This is a genomic window from Soonwooa buanensis, from assembly GCF_900167905.1.
Lineage (GTDB): Bacteria > Bacteroidota > Bacteroidia > Flavobacteriales > Weeksellaceae > Soonwooa > Soonwooa buanensis.
In genome coordinates this window covers 14,673-31,607 of record NZ_FUYZ01000002.1, presented here as the reverse complement: position 1 = coordinate 31,607, position 16,935 = coordinate 14,673, and the positions used below count along the sequence as shown (strand labels likewise).

Genomic DNA, 16,935 nt, shown 5'->3' with positions numbered 1-16,935 from the left:
TTGTTTGATTCTTTAATTAAATTTAATATCAAAAAATTCAAAATTTGCTAGTTATAACCTAAGAGTCTATTTAAAAATTTTAACGAAGTTATATGTAGTCGCACTTCAAAACATTCTTTGCTAAATTTTGATTCCCTTTTAAGCCAATTTTTCACTTTTCATTTTTGATTTAGCCCGCTAAATCTTCAAATGTGAAGCAATAAAATTAATCTCAAAACAGCTATAAAAATTTTAGCAATAAAATTTAAAAAGGCTCTAACATTTTCGAAACAATGCGCCTCGCAAAAAATTCTTAGCTTTGCTTTTTTAAAGTTAAAAGATATATGAAGAGGTTTCAGATATATGTTTTAGGAGCGGCTTTAGCTTTGCTAACTGCTTGTACATCGCGCCAAAACATTAGTAATATCCAAACACATCAAAACATTGTTATTGATAGTAATATTAATGATGATGCAACTTTCAAGAAAGTTATTGCGCCCTACAAAAATGAACTTGAGAAGCAGATGAACATCAAAATTTCTCACACTTCTGTGGAACTTAATAAAACTGGTGACAACAGCAATTTGGGAAATCTTCTTACAGATTATACATACGAAGGCGCACTGGCTTGGGCAAAAGCTAACAACATCCCAAACATCGATGGCGCTGTTATCAATATTGGTGGCATCCGAACGATAATTCCTGCAGGTGATATTACGATAAAACAAATTTTTGAAGTAATGCCTTTTGAAAATGAAGTTGTTATTGTTAAATTAAAAGGAAGCGATCTCCAAGGACTGTTTGACTATTATCTTAAGGAAAAAACGAATAATCCAGTTTCTCATATCACGATTATTACAGAAGGAAATAACATAAAAACTGGACTTATTTCTGGGAAAAAAATTGAGAAAGACAAAACTTATTACATCGCAACTTCCGATTATCTTGCAATGGGCGGCGACAGAATGTATTTTTTCGGGAAAGGAGAAATGATCGGTACAGGCATCAAATTGCGTGAACTTTTCATAGAAAAGTTTAAAGAAAATAAAGAAGTTAAAGTCCCTACAGATCTACGTCTTGACCTAAAATAATGATGTTATGAAAAGAAAAGAATTTTTAAAATATATTGGTGCAGGTAGTTTAGGACTTAGTTTAACGCCTAATTTAGTTTTAGCAAATACGTTTACGAAACCTACTCTATCGCAAGATATCAAACTTACCATCTTACATACCAACGACCAACATAGTCGTATTGAGCCTTTTGATGCTTCCTATTCAAAAAACCCGAATCAAGGTGGTTTTGCTAGACGAGCGAGTTTGGTACAACAAATTAGAAATCAAGAAAATAACGTTTTACTTTTAGACTCTGGCGACATCTTCCAAGGGACACCGTATTTTAATTTTTTTGGTGGCGAATTAGAGTTTAAACTAATGAGTATGATGAAGTACGATGCGTCGACAATGGGGAACCACGATTTTGACAATGGACTAGAAGGTTTTCTTAAAGTTTTACCAAATGCAAAATTTCCATTTATTTGCTCAAATTATAACTTTAAAAATACTATTTTAGACGGCAAAACAGAATCCTATAAAATATTTGATAAAAACGGCATAAAAGTCGGAATTTTCGGTGTCGGTGTTGAGCTAAAAGGTTTGGTTGGAAAAGCCAATTATCAAGAAACGGAATATATTAATCCAATTGAAATTGCTCAGCAATACAGCCAGTTTTTAAGAAATGAAAAAAAATGTGACTTGGTGATTTGCCTATCACATCTTGGCTACGATTACGAAAAAGAACCCGAAAAAATGTCCGATTTGATCTTAGCAAAAAAGACGTCTGGTATTGATCTCATTTTGGGAGGTCACACACATACTTTCCTTCCTGAGCCACAGGTTTTGAATAATAGTGAAGGAAAAAAAGTGTTGGTTAACCAAGTAGGTTGGGCGGGACTTTTGTTAGGTCGAATAGATTTTTATTTTAATAAAGATAAAAGCGTGAAAAATATTTCTTGGATAAATCAAGTTATAGATGAAAGCATAATTGCGTAATATGAGAAAAGCTTTATTATTAACATCCATGCTGTCTATTGCAGCATTTAATGCTCAAAACACTTCTAGATGGAGTGATTTGTTTTCATATAATAATGTATTAGCCATTAGAGATGACGGTCAAAAGCTAATAGCGGCGACAGAAAACGGAATTTTCTACTACAACCCAACGTCTGGGGAGGTTAGTAAATTATCGAAAGCCAATGGACTTCACGAAGTAAAAATTACAGCTTTTGATTACAACCCCGAGACCAAAATCGGACTTGTTGGTTACAAATCTGGGGCAATGGATGTTATTACACCTGAAGGCGTTTTTCTGATTATGGATATTCCTATTGCTAATGGCTATTTAGGTGATAAAAAGATTAATCACATTTCGATTTCTGGTAATAAAGCTGTTATTTCTGTAGGTTATGGAGTTTCAATTTTTAACTTGGATAAAAGAGAATTTGGAGATAGTGCCTTTTTTAATACTGGAGGCGCATATAATGCGGCTTTAGAGGCAGGGATTTTTAACGATAAAGTCGTTGTTGCAACTCAAAATGGACTTCTAACACATGCGATAGACACAACATTCCCTGTTTATAATACATGGACAACTCAATCTATAGGTAGTTTTACAAACATAGCATCAAAAGATCTTATTGCGTATTCCACTGCAAATCAAGTAAGATTTGGTAATAACATCACATCAACTACGGCATTACCACAAAGTTTTAGTAATGTAAAAGATGTTGTAATAACAGATCAGAACATTATTGTAGCTGATAATACAAAACTATACAGCTTTACTAAAACTGGTGCTTTACAAAAAACAATTGATTTCACAGAAGAAGTTAATTCAGGTTATGTATTTAATAATCAAATATTTTCAGGAACAAAACTAAATGGTTTACTAAATGAAAGCAAATCAAGCTTTAAACCTGATGGACCTTACAATAATTTCTCCTATAAGATAAGTCTTTTAGACAATAAAATGTGGGTGTCAACGGGAAATCGAATTGAGTATGATGTGCCTACTTATAATATGTTAGGTTACTATTATTTTGATGGTCAAAAGTGGATTTATCCAGACTATTTTAAAAATAACCCGATACTATTCAATGTATTTGATGTGATCCCTGACCCTAGTGATCCTGCAGTCGTTTTTTTTACAAATTATTCAGCATTTAATGGGCAAAAGGGAATTTACAAAATGAAAAATGATCAATTTGTAAAAATCTATAAAACAAATGAAGGCGCTAATTATTATAATCGTCCAACTGGATTCGCAACGGACGAAAATAATAACATTTTTGTTAGTGTAAGTATTATAGACAATCCAACCGCTTCTGTAGGATATTATTTATACAACAGATCTTCGGACGACTTTATTACAGTACCTCTTATTAATGCAAATCGAGCACAAAAACCTCTTATAAAAGATAAAATACTCTATATACCAGGACCAAGAGCAACAACAAGTGGGTTAATTATGTACGATTATGGAAACAACCCAGCATCGGCATCTAATCCTTTAAAGTATATAACAAAAGATAATAACCTTCCTTCTAGCGATGCAATAAGTGTTGCCGTGGATAAAAGCGATAATGTGTGGATTGGTGGGCAGTCTGGTTTAAGAATTCTTTCAAACCCAAAAGCTGCTTTTAATGAAGATAAACCTCGCACAGAGCCAATTATTATTGAACAAAATGGTCTGGGTGAAGAATTATTTAGAGATGCTGAAATATTACAGATAACTGTCGATTCTGGAAATCAAAAATGGGTTTCCGTCGCTGGCGGAGGTGTATTCTTCATCAGTCCAAATGGGGAGCAAACTTATCAACACTTTACGAAAGCCAACTCGCCTTTGCCCAATGACACTGTTACTGACATCCAAATTGACAATAAAACTGGTAAAGTATACTTCGCAACTTCTGATGGTGTAATGGCCTACCAAGGAGATGTTGCTGATGTTAACGAAAATTTTGGTGATGTCTTAGTTTATCCGAATCCAATTATTTATGCACAATACAAAGGAAATGTGTATTTAAAAGGTTTAGCTGAAAAAACAAATATCAGAATTACTGATGCTGCAGGTAATGTCGTACATAGCGCTGTGGCAAGAGGTGGTTATTACGAATGGAATCTTAACAACCAAAGAGGCTCTCGCGTTGCTTCTGGTATTTACTTTGTTTTGATGACAAATGCTGATGGTACCGATACCAAAACTGCAAAAATCGCGGTCGTTAATTAATGAATTCTTATAAGGGCTTTCTTCTGTCGTACATCAGATATGGCGACAACGATGCTATTCTCCATTGTTACACGGAAGAAAGTGCTTATCTCAGCTTTTATATCAGAGGAATATACTCTGTTAAAAATAAGAAAAAAGCCTATCTTTTCCCGTTAAATGAGTTGCAACTCTCTACAAATAAAGGAAAATTCAACACCGAATTATTAATGGCATCCAACATCGAATCGGTTTCGAAAAAGGATTTATACCAAGACATAAAAGCCAACGCCGTTATCTTTTTTGTTGCAGATTTACTAAATCAAATTCTTAGACACGAAAACGAAGCGCATCCAAAGCTTTATGCTGTCATTGCTGAATTTCTACAAGAAGTCGAATTATCTAACATGCAAGCGCATTTGGTTTTGATGCTTAAAATAATTAAAATCCAAGGTTGGGCGCCTTTAGAGTCAGAAGCTACATATCTTAATCCCGAGACAGGAAATTTTGGAAATTCGGAAGTTCATTATCTTTTTGACAAGGAGAATTCTATGATTTGGAAAGCCTATCTAAATAAAGAAAATCCTTATGATTTAATCCTAACTCGAGAACAAAGGCAAAAGTTTTTAGATAGCCTTTTGGTGTACTATCACTTCCATTTTGTCGATTTTAAAACACCAAAATCCTTAGAAATTATTCAAGATATTTTCTAGTGATGGTACACATCATTATACTTTACACCAGCTTTAATGGCAACATCCAAAATATTTTCGGTCGGAATTAAAGGACAACTATAATCGAACGCATTATACGCACAATAAGGTTGATAAGCTTTATTAAAGTCAATAACAATCGTATTCTTATCCGTTTTTTCTAAATCTATATAACGTCCGCCACCATAAGTTTGATTACTATTTGTTAAATCTCCAAAAGGTAAAAATACATGATTAATATATTCGGGATTAGTTTGCAAAGCATCATTCGTATATAAAGTCACAACCAAATCTTTTCCATTAAGTTTAAAATAAGCTTTACCATACTCTGTAAAAGATTTTGATTTCCCAGAAGATGTTGGCATTATTAATTTTTGGTCAGATGTTGATTTCTCGAGCCTAGCAATAACTTTGTATTTTTTACTAATTGGGAAAAAAGGATGCTCAGTAAATTTTGTGAAATTATCACCTCTCAAAGGCGATTCGCCCTCGGTTTTATATTCTCTATTTAATTCTTTTTGAAAGTCTAAAACGTCTTGTTTCCAATCTTTTGCAGACTGTCCATTAATATTTAAAAATCCAAAAAGCGTTAAAAGCAGTAAAAAATATTTCATCAATCAATAATTATGTTGTAGACATCGCTTTTGTTCCGCTTGATATTTGGAACAAAAAATCCATTAGCTTCCGGAATAATTTCGGCAAGTGTAAAACTTTTACAATCCGATGGCAAACCCGAAAAATACAAGGTAAACAAAAAAGTTTTACCCGGCGGCACATCTGTCCATTCCGGGTAATAACTTATATTTTCACAATGAATTAATTCACTTAAAAGATTAGAATTTGCATCGTCATACAAAAAAGTAGACTGCCAAATTCTTATTTTTTCTTCAAAAAAACCAACCGATTGAAAACGACAATGCACAATCACAATCTTGTCCATCATGTGCAATTCTTTGTTCGCTTCTTTTAGCGATGCATCGATAAAAGGTTTGGTTTTAGTGGTATTCATTTAATAATTAAGTTCTAGCTTAGCTTTGCTAAAATTACGAACTTTTTCTGTCAAATTTTTATCTGTCGCCAAAGAAACGCCATAACTTGGGATCATTTCTTTAATCTTAGCAATCCATTTTCCACCGTCTGTCATTCTGTCAGGGAAACAACGTTCCAATACATCCAACATTGCATAGACAGATGTACTTGCACCTGGCGAGGCACCAAGTAATGAGGCGATTGTTCCGTTTTTGTTAACCACAACTTCGGTCCCGAACTCTAATTTACCACCATCTTTCTTATCTTTTTTAATAACCTGAACACGTTGTCCTGCAACTTTTAATTCCCAATCTTCTTCTTTTGCATCTTTGATAAAATCTCTTAAATGCGCCAAACGTTGAGACTTAGTCATTGCAACTTGCTGAATAAGATATCTTGTCAACGGCAAATTATGCCACCAAGCGCCAAACAACGAACGTATGTTTTTGAAATTGACACTTTCTGGTAAATCAAGATAACTTCCTTCCTTTAAAAATTTAGTTGAAAAACCTGCGAAAGGCCCAAACAAAAGCGCTTCTTGACCATCAATAATTCTTAAATCCAAATGCGGAACCGACATTGGCGGCGCGTCAACTGTTGCTTGTGTATAAGCTTTAACTTTGTGCTGTGCAATCAATTCTGGGTTTTTGGTCACCAACCATTGCCCACTAACTGGGAAGCCTCCATAACCTTGACTTTCTTCAATATCAGAACTATCCAAAAGCGGTAAAGCATAACCTCCAGCCCCGATAAAAACAAATCTTGCATCAACTTCCTGCGTGTGAAGATTTTTTCTATCTTTTACTTTTATACGCCATTCACCGTCATCTTGAAGATCAATATCTTTTACTTCATGATACGTAAAAACCTCAACGCTACTATCTTCTTGAAGATGATTAAATAATTTTTTTGTTAAAGCGCCAAAATTAACATCCGTTCCCAAATCCATTTTGGTTGCGGCCAGTTTGTCTTGTGCACTTCTTTTTCTCATAATCAAAGGCACCCATTCTTGGAGTTGGCTGTGATTATCAGAAAATTTCATCCCTTCAAAAAGATGAGATTGTGTCATCGCCTCATGTCGACGACGAAGATAATCCACATCATGCTCGCCGAAAACGAAACTCATGTGTGGACAAGAATTGATAAAATCTTTAGGATTAGAAATGAGACCTTTATCGATAAGATAAGACCAAAATTGTTTTGAAATTTCAAACTGTTCAGCAATTTTTTCTGCTTTTTTGATATCGATACTACCATCTTTTTTCTCTGGCGTATAGTTAAGCTCACAAAAGGCAGAATGTCCTGTACCAGCGTTATTCCAAGCGTCAGAACTTTCTTTAGCGACGTCATCTAGTCGTTCAAAAATTGCTACTTTAAGATTGGGTTCTAATTGGTGAACAATTGTCCCCAATGTTGCACTCATAATACCACCGCCTATTAGTACAAGGTCGTATTTTGGTTTCGGAGTATCCATTATATAGTATATTGTTTATTGCAAAAATTTGCAGAAAATATCATACCAACAAGGGCATTTTCGGTAACGAATTTGCTCAAAATCTTGAAAAATATTTTCGTAAATTTACGACCAAGTTTAGTCAGTTTTAATGCCTAAACAATTTTAAATAATGAAAGCATTAAAAACCCTAAATCCTTATTTCTGGAAGCACAGAGTCCTTCTTTTTTGGGGATTTTTATTTATCATACTTAGTAACTTTTTTACGATCTATAAAGTACAATTTGTTGGTCAAACGATTAACATTATCGAAGGTAATTACGACAACCTAAAACTTTCTAAAGAAGCAAGTCTTATCGACAATGTAAAAGCCAATTGGAGTTATTTCCGCATTATTTTTATAAATTCTGGGATATTGTTGGTTTGCTCCTTGTTATCTGGTTTTTTCACTTTTATGATGCGTCAAACGATTATCGTTGCGTCTCGTCGAATCGAATACGAATTAAAAAATAAAATCTTCCGCCATTACGAGGATTTATCATTGACAGATTACAAAAAAACTACCATCGGCGATCTTATGAACCGCCTGAGCGAAGATGTCGTGGCCATAAGAATGTATCTTGGTCCTGGCGTTATGTATGTTGTTAACCTTGCGATTCTACTTATTATTACAAGTAGTTATATGTTAATGACGGATGTCGAAATGACATTTTGGACTTTAATTCCGTTACCGATTTTGTCATTTGTGATCTACAAAGTCAGCAACATTATCAATCAAAAATCGAAAACCATGCAGAAGAGTCAATCTGCAATTTCGACTTTTGTCCAAGACAGCTTTTCGGGAATTCGCGTTGTTAAATATTTTAGCAAAGAAAAATATATTGAAAAAAATTACGGTATTAAAGTTAAAGACTATCAAGACAAAGCCTTAGATTTAGCAAAGACAGAAGCCTACTTTTTCACTATTATTCTTTTTGTTATTGGACTTCTTAATGTCGCTATTATCTTTATTGGTGGTCAAAAATACATCGCTGGCGAAATGAGCGTTGGCACGATTGCGGATTTCTTTTTATACATTAATATCCTTATTTGGCCTTTTTCGATGGTTGGTTGGGTAACGTCAGTCAATCAACGTGCAGAAGCGTCCATGCAACGTGTTAATGAGTTTTTAGACATGAAATCTGACATCGTCAATACAAACCATGAGAATTATTCTATAAATGGCGATATCGAATTCAGAAACGTTAGTTATACTTACCCGAATACTGGCATCAAAGCTTTGGACAATTTAAGTTTTAAAGTTAATGCTGGCGAAACTTTGGCGATAATGGGAAAAACAGGAAGTGGAAAATCTACCATCGCACTTCTTCTTGGCCGATTAATTGATCCTGATGAAGGGGAAATTTTAATTGATGGCAAAAATCTTAAGGACCATAATCTTGAACTTTACAGACAAAAAATCGGTTACATTCCGCAAGAGAGTTATTTATTTTCTGACACCATTGCATACAATATTGGCTTCGCGATCGATAATCCGGGAGAAGATTTGATTATTAAATATGCGAAAAAAGCAGATGTTCATAAGAATATTGTTGAGTTCAAAGATCAATACGAAACAATAGTTGGAGAACGCGGTGTGATGCTTTCTGGTGGGCAAAAACAGAGAATTTGTATTGCTAGAGCCTTAATAAAAGAACCGCAAATTTTAGTATTTGACGATAGCCTATCCGCTCTAGACACAGAGACGGAGGAAAATATTCTACAAAACATTGAAAACGACCTACAATCTGCAACTTCTATCATTATAACGCACAGAGAATCAAGTGCAAAACGTGCAGACAAAATTCTTTATTTACCATAGAAATACTCTTAATTTATCAAAAAAAAAGAGTTTTTTTTTATGAAATTTCATTTTTATTTATAAATAATTCAAAAAACATTTTGAATTAAGCAGAATTCTATTATATTTGTTTACACAGATTTCAAAAATATCGTACAAATGAGTGAATACAAGGAACGCCACGAAAATGAAATTTTCACAAAGGTATTGAAGGCAGGTAGAAGAACCTATTTCTTTGATGTGCGCGAGACAAAAGCTGGAGATTATTATCTTACGATTACTGAAAGTAAAAAGAATTTCGGGGAAAACGGAGAGGCAACTTTTGAAAAGCACAAAATCTACCTTTACAAAGAAGATTTCAAGAATTTCCAAGACATGTTTAATGAATCAACCGATTTTATCATCGAGCAAAAAGGTGAAGACGTTATTTCTGAAAAACATGACAAGGATTACAAATCCAAATCTTACACTTTGGAGTCAGACGAAGAGGTATAAGAATTACAAGAAAAGAGTTAAAGGCATCCAAAATTAAATTTTAGGATGTTTTTTTATGCTTTTTCTGAAACAAATCATCCATTATTTTGAAATAAAAAAAGACACTCTAAAAAGAGTGTCTTTGTAGCGAGGACGGGAATTGAACCCGTGACCTCAGGGTTATGAATCCTGCGCTCTAACCATCTGAGCTACCTCGCCGATTTTGTGGTGCAAATATAGAAAAAATTTGCACTCACACAAAATTATTTTAGATTAAAATATTCAAAAACTTGAGACAATTGATCTGGCTTAGCCACAATTTTATTAGAACTGTCTAATATAAAGTAAGTTGGCGTTGCATGCACATTGTAATTTTTTGCATACTCGCTGTACCAACCTTTACCGTCTGCAGCACTTACCCAAGGGAATTTCGATGCTAAATCCGAATACGACTTAAGATCTGCATCAATTGACAAACCAATAACTTCAATTTTTTTAGATTTTAAAGCTTGATATTTTTCAATAATCTTGGGAAGCTCAGCTGTACAATGCGAACAAGTTGATGACCAAACAATGATTACTTTATGATCAGCTTTAACGTCAGAAATAGATTTAGCTTTGGTATTATAGGTATTATAAAGTTTCGAATCTGGAAGCTTAGCACCAATTTGCAATTCTTCTTGACCTCTGATCGTACTCGCTAAACGATCATTAATAGTACATTTTAATTCTTTAGCTTCTTTAAGGTATTTATCCTTCATGTCCGCCATGCCATAAGTATCAAAAATATCAATTAACTCCGACAAAACAGTTTGTCCTCTTGGTGTTTCAATATCAACGTTTTTTAATAGCTTATCGATGTCCGCATTAATATTGTCTTTACCCGCAGTGTTAAGATACGAAATCAAAATAGGTTTTAATAAAGAAGAAGTTTCTAAAAAGCTACCCGATTTTACAATAAAGTCGCTATATTCTTGTAATGGTATGTTCTTATAGTCTGGATTATTAACATATTTGGACGCTGTCTCGTTATAATAGTTAATAAATGGAAAATTACCCCCAGTTTCAGGTGAAGATGACAAAGTTGCTATCTCTTTTTCTAATGCCGAATAAAATGCATCTGTCGGCTTATAATAGTCTTTAATCTGTAAAAGCGCTGGATAGATTAACTCTTTTTTCTTTTGACCATTTTGCGACGTTTCAAAATACTTGTTAGCAGTATCTAAAAATGTCACTTGCTTTATGGCTTTATTTTCGACTTTATCGACTGTCAAATTAATATCTTGATTTTCCGATGCCATTTGGATACTATTATTAGAAGGAAAAAGTACCAAACGCAACATGCCTTTATAACTTTTGGGAACCGAAATACTAAGGCTATTGCCTTTTTTAGCGCCTTTTCCTAATAAAATATCTTTGGATCCGTCATACGCAAAAAGATATGCATCATCGACTTGAAAATCAGAAGGCAAATTCGCATTAACTTTGAATTGTGCCGAAATGCTAGATGCTCCTAATAAACAAAGAGCCAATACGGTGTTTCTCATATTACAAATATAAAAAACTCACTTTAGATAAAGTGAGTTTTTATAATATTAAGACAATTTTAATTTTTTGCTACGTTTATAAAAGTAAATTACTAATAAAACTGCTGCGATAACTAAAATGTATTCGTACATATCGATTGGGTTTTTGGGTTTGCCTCCAGGACCAACTCCCCCTGCACCAGAACTGCCATTTCCTGGTCTGCCATCTGGACTTGGTGGCATTTGTGCTAATAATAGCTGATTCACTCCGAAGATGAATATGGCTAATACTTTTAATAATAAATTTTTCATGTTTTTTGTGTTTTTATCTTACTACTTTACCATTAAATACCTCTCCTTTTTCTGAAGTCGCAGTCACTACATAAGTACCATTAAGATTTGTAATTCCTAATGCTAAATTTTCTTTAGTAGACACTTTAGATTTAGAAATAATTAATTTTCCACTTATATCATACACCTTAACATCCGCTTGATTCCATTTTGGATCAAAAAGAAGGATATAATTATTAATACTAGGATCAAAAGCTATTCTTGTACGCGATAATTTAGCATTATCAGTATCTAATGTCGAACCTGCTTTGTCATAAAACAAGTTGTATTGATCTCCACTCACTGGTAAAATTGCACCTTGTGAAATAGTAACATAATCTGATGAGCCTTTCTTTTGAATATAAAATTCTTTACCTGTTGATAAAGTACTTTGGTTTTCATCCAAAGTTTTTACATTCTCACGAATCTCAAATTTTAATGATTTAATATCACTGCTATATAATTCCATAGGAATTGGTTTACCAGCATATTTATCTTCTCCAGCTTCATTAATGTATAGCCAGTACTTATCAGACACTGTAGAATCTGCTCCGCCATAGACTGGATCTTCTTCATATGTACCAATAATATCTAGGCCACCAGCTTTAACTTGTGTACTAACTTGGTTACTAGGTCTACCAGTTATTGCATTTGGATATACTACGTAATATGTTCTTCCCATCTCGTTACCATTGGCATCGAGGGCAATCACCCCTAATTGCTTAACTGTAGAAGCAGAAGCCCCTTTTGCAGCACTAACGTCATAGTTAGTTGTAGCCGCTCTTGGTGTATAAGCAAATCTTCTTAGATTTTTAAAATCTAGCGTATAGGCTGGATTATTTGCCACACTATTACCTAGTTTGACAACAAAAGTCCCCATTGGCTTAATCATAACATTAACATCGCCTGTAGGAACGCCAGAGGCATATGTTGTTGTTTTGGCAGTTGTAGAATACGTAGCGCCATCGGAGTCAGACACAACATTACCAGGATCAAAGCGTATACCTTGTACATTAGGTATATTCATCTCATCCCCAATTGCCGCGGCCTCTTTGACACCAATATTTCCTAAATCCAAATTGGTAAAATATGGATTACCAAATTGATATAGATTTTTACCAAAATTAGCAGCTGTCCAATCATTAGTATTTCCAGAAACAAAATAATCTTGCAAATAAGAGTTATATGTTTCGCCATAAATATTTCTAACTTGTCCAGAAGTACCATAGTTTATCCCTAAACCAGCACCGTATAAGTTGGCCGTATTTGTTTCATAAACATCTCCACCAATTGGAGTACCTCTTAAAACATATACACCCTCAGTGTAAGAAGGCACTGTTGTATTAGCCGTATTAGGATTAGAAATGTTTAAAATTGGATTCTTAGAAGCATTAAAATATGCACCTGGCGTAGGTCCTGTACCCAACATCAAATATTGTTTACCAAATTGATCTGAATATTCATTAAAGAAATCATCAGAACGAGCCTTTTCATTATTCCAGGTTAAAATTTCAGACTTAGACCATCTGACATTATTGAATGGATGAGTTGGGGAAAGCTCCGTATACAAATCTCCAGTATATTTGAAGAAAAATGGCATAGCAATCTGCTGATATGTACCATGCATACGATCACGATATTCTTTATCAATCATACCAGTAATATTCCCCTGATTAAGACCTTCTATATAAATTTGTCCATATCTCGAATTATCTTCTGCATTCATCCGCAATATCACATTACCACCAGATCTTTTGCTTGTACTATCTGTACCATCGCCTAAAGAAGTTTGAAAGTAATTGCTAAAATCGCCAACAAGCATGACGTTTCCATAAATATCCAACACACCAGAATCAACAGTTCTTAAACTTAAATCTTTACTGTACATGAGGGCTCCTTCGCCAACTTTAACATAAGCCCCATCTCCAATTACTGTTATATCATTGAGTGCCTGTTGTGCTTGCATCTGCCCTACAGACACAAGAACGCCTAAAGTTAATAAAGTTTTTTTCATAATATACAAATTGTGTTTTGTGTTTTTACCAATTGCAAAATTATACTTTTTTTTTCACTTCTTAAAATTATCTACCTAAAAATCAATCGTTAAATAAATTTAATAGATTATAAGTTTATATCATCTTCCTCGACTACAATCTCATTTTGAGCATCAATATCGTACATATAATTTTCCAAAACCTTCTCTGTAGTCCCTCTAAGACCTCTAGCGCCCAATCCCTTCTCGACCGTCGCTTCTACTATTTTTTCTATCGCAGAATCGGTAAATGACAACTTCACATTATCCATTTTAAATAATTCTACAAATTGATTTACAATCGAATTTTTTGGTTCTTTCATAATTCTAACCAAAGTCTCCTTAGTCAAGCTATCCAAATAAGTAATAATCGGAAAACGTCCCAACAATTCTGGGATAAGACCAAATGACTTTAGATCGATTGCATTAATTTGACTTAAAATATAATCGTCTTCCTCAACTTTATTTAGTTTTTCTGAACTAAAACCAATAGCTTGTTTGTTAAGTCGTCTTTCAATAATTTCTTTAATACCGTCAAAAGCGCCTCCCGCAATGAAAAGGATATTTTGCGTATTAACTTGAATGTATTTTTGGTCAGGATGCTTTCTTCCTCCTTGTGGCGGAACATTAACAATGCTACCTTCTAATAGTTTTAATAAACCTTGCTGCACACCTTCACCAGAAACATCTCTTGTAATACTAGGATTATCAGATTTACGCGCAATCTTATCAATTTCATCGATAAAGACGATACCACGCTCTGCCTTTTCAACATCGTATTCAGCAACCATAAGAAGTCTAGACAAGATACTTTCCACATCTTCCCCAACATAACCAGCTTCTGTCAAAATCGTTGCATCAACAATACAAAACGGCACATTAAGTTGTTTTGCAATCGTTTTAGCCAAAAGCGTTTTCCCAGTTCCAGTCTCACCAACCATTAGGATGTTCGACTTTTCGATCTCTACTTCGCGATTTTCGTCTTGCTTATGAAGAAGTCTTTTATAATGGTTGTAAACTGCAATCGACAATTGCTTTTTAGCCTGATCTTGTCCAATAATATATTCGTCTAAGAATTCTTTTATTTGTTTTGGTTTTGCAAGTTCTTCCATTGTAAAACCAGTATCGCCCATTTGCTTTACACTATCTTTAATAATGTTATGCGCTTGTTCGATACAGTTTTCGCAGATAAAACCATTTTGTCCAGAAATCAGTGTTTGTACTTCATTTCGTTTTCTTCCGCAGAAAGAACATTGATTAGGATTCATATAAAATTGTGTACTTTTCTTTTAATAATTAATGAAAAAAAAGAAGCATTTGCGCTTCTTTTAAAATTGATTTATGCGTTTTTAATCGCGTCTTGTATAGTTTGATATTCTTCGGTAGAAAGCTTAAGTCGCTCATTTCCGAAGTTAAGATCTTGCATGGCATTGAGTGGCACAAGATGAATGTGCGCATGTGGAACTTCCAGTCCAATAACAGCAACACCTACTCTTTTGCACGGGATTGCTTTTTCAATTTTTTTAGCAACTTGTTGCGCAAAACCCCAAAGATTTTTGAATTCTTCTGAATCTAAATCAAAAATTAAATCCACTTCTTTTTTAGGAATCACCAATGTATGTCCTTTTACCAAAGGCATTGCATCCAAAAAAGCGATAAAATTTTCATCCTCCGCTACTTTGTAACTTGGGATTTCTCCGTTAATGATTTTTGTGAAAATTGAACTCATAATTTTAAAAGTATTTTCGTTCTACAAATATCAAACCGTTTAATAAAAATTACAAGCTAATTTCTAAAATATCAAAAGTCAACTTATTCCCGTTAGGAAGTGTAATCTCAGCAACATCGCCAACAGCTTTCCCTAAAAGACCTTTTGCGATTGGTGTATTAACAGAAATCTTCCCTGTTTTCAGGTCGCTTTCATTATCAGGTACTAAAGTAAATTTTTGCTCCGCTTTAGTGGCGTGATTTTTAAGTCTAACTGTTGTCAAAATAGAAACTTTTGACGTATCTAGCTGGCTTTCATCGATAATCTTTGAAACCGAAATAATATCTTTAAGTTTAGAAATACGCATTTCTAACAGTCCTTGCGCCTCTTTAGCTGCGTCATATTCTGCATTTTCAGAAAGGTCACCTTTATCTCTTGCTTCTGCAATTTGTTGAGTAACTTTTGGTCTTTCGATAGTTTCCAATTGCTCAAGCTCTGCTTTCATTTTATCTAAACCTTCTTTCGTAACGTAACTCATGTCAATAATTTTTTAACGTTGATATAAAAAAATTATCCGACCTTTGCCGGATATAATTTTTGTTGTGTTGATTCGTTTTGACAAATATATAAATTAATTTTGATATGAAAGTGAATTTGAGATATTTTGGGCTAATTATTTTTCTGGTTTTCAGTAATTTATTCATTATCAATTCTTGTAGCGACAGAGCCGAAACGGTTTCTTGTTTTCCGCAATCTCAGATTAATGTAAGCATCAACACTAACCTACCTTTGTACTACCCAGTTACGATACAAGGTGGATGGGTTTATGTTAACGAAGTGGGCGCTGGGACGCGAGGTCTTATCATTGCAAACACCGCTAATGGCTATAAAGTCTATGACAGGAACGCACCTCATATTTGTCCAGATGGCGACTCGACGGTGTTACGAGTTAAAGACAATACGACTATTGTTTGCGACAAAGATGGCGCTGAATGGATGCTAAACGGAACACCTATTAACGACAAGTCCAAAGGTCTTCCTCCAAAAACTTATCCTTTCCATTACGAGCCATCAACGGGTGTTATTTCTATCTATTATTAAAATTAAACTATGAAAATTGTTATTCAGCGTGTGTCTGAGTCTTCTGTAAAAGTTGACGGAAAAATTGTTGGCGAAATCGGAACTGGATTTATGCTTCTTTGTGGGATTGATGAAAGTGACGAAAACGAAGACGCAGATTGGCTTGTTAAAAAGATTTTGGATTTAAGAATTTTTGGCGACGAGGAAGGCAAACTGAATCTTTCTATAAAAGATATCCAAGGTGAAATCCTTTGCATCAGCCAATTCACCTTAATTGCTGATTATAAAAAGGGAAATCGTCCTTCTTTCATAAAAGCTGCAAAACCAGACAAAGCCATTCCGTTATTCGAGTATTTTAAAACTGAATTAAAAAAATCTGGCTTAAAAATCGAAAGTGGTATTTTCGGCGCCGACATGAAAGTTTCTCTCATCAACGACGGACCAGTTACGATTGTTATGGACAGTAAGACGAAAATTTAGTTGCTGGTTTTTAGTTTTTAGTTTTCAGCA

Annotated in this window: 17 protein-coding genes and 1 tRNA gene; 8 read left to right on the top strand and 10 right to left on the bottom strand. The window is 34.2% G+C overall.

Going from position 1 to position 16,935, the window contains the following annotated elements:
- Nucleotides 1-323 precede the first annotated feature (323 nt).
- From B5X62_RS03350 to recO, 4 genes are read left to right on the top strand one after another with little or no spacing between them, the layout of a single operon-like run.
- Entirely contained in the window at nucleotides 324-1,070 is a 747-nt protein-coding gene (locus tag B5X62_RS03350; RefSeq protein WP_079665986.1) for a 5'-nucleotidase C-terminal domain-containing protein, read from the top strand.
- Nucleotides 1,071-1,077: 7 nt separating this feature from the next.
- Nucleotides 1,078-2,028, top strand: coding sequence for a bifunctional metallophosphatase/5'-nucleotidase (locus B5X62_RS03345; protein ID WP_079665985.1), 951 nt, complete (start codon nucleotides 1,078-1,080; stop codon nucleotides 2,026-2,028).
- A 1-nt stretch (nucleotide 2,029) separates the two neighbouring features.
- Nucleotides 2,030-4,264, top strand: a complete 2,235-nt coding sequence (porZ, locus tag B5X62_RS03340) for a type IX secretion system anionic LPS delivery protein PorZ (protein ID WP_079665984.1) — start codon at nucleotides 2,030-2,032, stop codon at nucleotides 4,262-4,264.
- On the top strand, nucleotides 4,264-4,953 hold the full coding sequence (recO, locus tag B5X62_RS03335; protein WP_079665983.1) for a DNA repair protein RecO: 690 nt from the start codon (nucleotides 4,264-4,266) through the stop codon (nucleotides 4,951-4,953). The genes porZ and recO overlap by 1 nt, the downstream gene beginning before the upstream one ends.
- On the opposite strand, the gene B5X62_RS03330 is transcribed toward recO, so the two are convergent.
- The 3 genes from B5X62_RS03330 to mqo are packed head-to-tail and all read right to left on the bottom strand — an operon-like array spanning nucleotide 4,950 to nucleotide 7,456.
- Entirely contained in the window at nucleotides 4,950-5,567 is a 618-nt protein-coding gene (locus B5X62_RS03330) for a DUF1684 domain-containing protein (RefSeq protein ID WP_079665982.1), read from the bottom strand. The genes recO and B5X62_RS03330 overlap by 4 nt on opposite strands.
- On the bottom strand, nucleotides 5,567-5,962 hold the full coding sequence (locus B5X62_RS03325) for a hypothetical protein (RefSeq protein ID WP_079665981.1): 396 nt from the start codon (nucleotides 5,960-5,962) through the stop codon (nucleotides 5,567-5,569). The genes B5X62_RS03330 and B5X62_RS03325 overlap by 1 nt, the downstream gene beginning before the upstream one ends.
- On the bottom strand, nucleotides 5,963-7,456 hold the full coding sequence (mqo, locus tag B5X62_RS03320; RefSeq protein WP_079665980.1) for a malate dehydrogenase (quinone): 1,494 nt from the start codon (nucleotides 7,454-7,456) through the stop codon (nucleotides 5,963-5,965).
- Nucleotides 7,457-7,607: 151 nt separating this feature from the next.
- On the opposite strand from mqo, the gene B5X62_RS03315 reads away from it, so the two are divergent.
- Both B5X62_RS03315 and B5X62_RS03310 read left to right on the top strand, forming a co-directional pair.
- Complete coding sequence (locus B5X62_RS03315) at nucleotides 7,608-9,296, top strand: ABC transporter ATP-binding protein (protein ID WP_079665979.1); 1,689 nt, start codon at nucleotides 7,608-7,610, stop codon at nucleotides 9,294-9,296.
- Nucleotides 9,297-9,434: 138 nt separating this feature from the next.
- Complete coding sequence (locus tag B5X62_RS03310; protein ID WP_079665978.1) at nucleotides 9,435-9,770, top strand: DUF3276 family protein; 336 nt, start codon at nucleotides 9,435-9,437, stop codon at nucleotides 9,768-9,770.
- 124 nt (nucleotides 9,771-9,894) lie between these two features.
- On the opposite strand, the gene B5X62_RS03305 is transcribed toward B5X62_RS03310, so the two are convergent.
- From B5X62_RS03305 to greA, 7 genes are all read right to left on the bottom strand, one after another.
- Nucleotides 9,895-9,968 (bottom strand) — tRNA-Met (locus B5X62_RS03305).
- Between the two features lie 44 nt (nucleotides 9,969-10,012).
- Nucleotides 10,013-11,296, bottom strand: coding sequence for a TlpA family protein disulfide reductase (locus B5X62_RS03300; RefSeq protein WP_079665977.1), 1,284 nt, complete (start codon nucleotides 11,294-11,296; stop codon nucleotides 10,013-10,015).
- 48 nt (nucleotides 11,297-11,344) lie between these two features.
- Nucleotides 11,345-11,542 carry a signal peptidase gene (locus B5X62_RS03295; RefSeq protein WP_245797141.1) on the bottom strand — a complete coding sequence of 66 codons (198 nt, stop codon included), beginning with the start codon at nucleotides 11,540-11,542 and terminating at the stop codon, nucleotides 11,345-11,347.
- 58 nt (nucleotides 11,543-11,600) lie between these two features.
- A complete protein-coding gene (locus B5X62_RS03290) occupies nucleotides 11,601-13,619 on the bottom strand; it encodes a T9SS type A sorting domain-containing protein (protein ID WP_079665975.1) in 2,019 nt (672 codons plus the stop codon).
- 107 nt (nucleotides 13,620-13,726) lie between these two features.
- Nucleotides 13,727-14,905 (bottom strand): ATP-dependent Clp protease ATP-binding subunit ClpX, encoded by a 1,179-nt coding sequence (clpX, locus tag B5X62_RS03285; protein WP_079665974.1) that lies wholly within the window; start codon nucleotides 14,903-14,905, stop codon nucleotides 13,727-13,729.
- 71 nt (nucleotides 14,906-14,976) lie between these two features.
- Nucleotides 14,977-15,366: an HIT family protein gene (locus tag B5X62_RS03280; RefSeq protein ID WP_079665973.1), complete on the bottom strand. Its 390-nt coding sequence runs from the start codon at nucleotides 15,364-15,366 to the stop codon at nucleotides 14,977-14,979.
- A gap of 49 nt (nucleotides 15,367-15,415) precedes the next feature.
- The gene (greA, locus tag B5X62_RS03275) at nucleotides 15,416-15,883 is read right to left on the bottom strand and encodes a transcription elongation factor GreA (RefSeq protein WP_079665972.1); all 468 of its coding nucleotides are present in this window, start codon (nucleotides 15,881-15,883) and stop codon (nucleotides 15,416-15,418) included.
- A gap of 104 nt (nucleotides 15,884-15,987) precedes the next feature.
- On the opposite strand from greA, the gene B5X62_RS03270 reads away from it, so the two are divergent.
- Nucleotides 15,988-16,446: a hypothetical protein gene (locus tag B5X62_RS03270; RefSeq protein WP_079665971.1), complete on the top strand. Its 459-nt coding sequence runs from the start codon at nucleotides 15,988-15,990 to the stop codon at nucleotides 16,444-16,446.
- A 9-nt stretch (nucleotides 16,447-16,455) separates the two neighbouring features.
- Nucleotides 16,456-16,905 carry a D-aminoacyl-tRNA deacylase gene (gene dtd, locus B5X62_RS03265; protein ID WP_079665970.1) on the top strand — a complete coding sequence of 150 codons (450 nt, stop codon included), beginning with the start codon at nucleotides 16,456-16,458 and terminating at the stop codon, nucleotides 16,903-16,905.
- Nucleotides 16,906-16,935: the final 30 nt, after the last annotated feature.

Bases quoted from the DNA above. Each gene is read 5' to 3' on its own strand.
- B5X62_RS03345 (WP_079665985.1), top strand. From the start codon at position 1,078: ATGAAAAGAAAAGAATTTTTAAAATATATTGGTGCAGGTAGTTTAGGA.
- B5X62_RS03315 (WP_079665979.1), top strand. From the start codon at position 7,608: ATGAAAGCATTAAAAACCCTAAATCCTTATTTCTGGAAGCACAGAGTC.
- B5X62_RS03270 (WP_079665971.1), top strand. From the start codon at position 15,988: ATGAAAGTGAATTTGAGATATTTTGGGCTAATTATTTTTCTGGTTTTC.
- greA (WP_079665972.1), bottom strand. From the start codon at position 15,883: ATGAGTTACGTTACGAAAGAAGGTTTAGATAAAATGAAAGCAGAGCTT.
- recO (WP_079665983.1), top strand. From the start codon at position 4,264: ATGAATTCTTATAAGGGCTTTCTTCTGTCGTACATCAGATATGGCGAC.
- clpX (WP_079665974.1), bottom strand. From the start codon at position 14,905: ATGAATCCTAATCAATGTTCTTTCTGCGGAAGAAAACGAAATGAAGTA.
- B5X62_RS03330 (WP_079665982.1), bottom strand. From the start codon at position 5,567: ATGAAATATTTTTTACTGCTTTTAACGCTTTTTGGATTTTTAAATATT.
- B5X62_RS03300 (WP_079665977.1), bottom strand. From the start codon at position 11,296: ATGAGAAACACCGTATTGGCTCTTTGTTTATTAGGAGCATCTAGCATT.
- B5X62_RS03280 (WP_079665973.1), bottom strand. From the start codon at position 15,366: ATGAGTTCAATTTTCACAAAAATCATTAACGGAGAAATCCCAAGTTAC.
- B5X62_RS03350 (WP_079665986.1), top strand. From the start codon at position 324: ATGAAGAGGTTTCAGATATATGTTTTAGGAGCGGCTTTAGCTTTGCTA.
- mqo (WP_079665980.1), bottom strand. From the start codon at position 7,456: ATGGATACTCCGAAACCAAAATACGACCTTGTACTAATAGGCGGTGGT.
- dtd (WP_079665970.1), top strand. From the start codon at position 16,456: ATGAAAATTGTTATTCAGCGTGTGTCTGAGTCTTCTGTAAAAGTTGAC.
- B5X62_RS03290 (WP_079665975.1), bottom strand. From the start codon at position 13,619: ATGAAAAAAACTTTATTAACTTTAGGCGTTCTTGTGTCTGTAGGGCAG.
- B5X62_RS03310 (WP_079665978.1), top strand. From the start codon at position 9,435: ATGAGTGAATACAAGGAACGCCACGAAAATGAAATTTTCACAAAGGTA.
- B5X62_RS03325 (WP_079665981.1), bottom strand. From the start codon at position 5,962: ATGAATACCACTAAAACCAAACCTTTTATCGATGCATCGCTAAAAGAA.
- porZ (WP_079665984.1), top strand. From the start codon at position 2,030: ATGAGAAAAGCTTTATTATTAACATCCATGCTGTCTATTGCAGCATTT.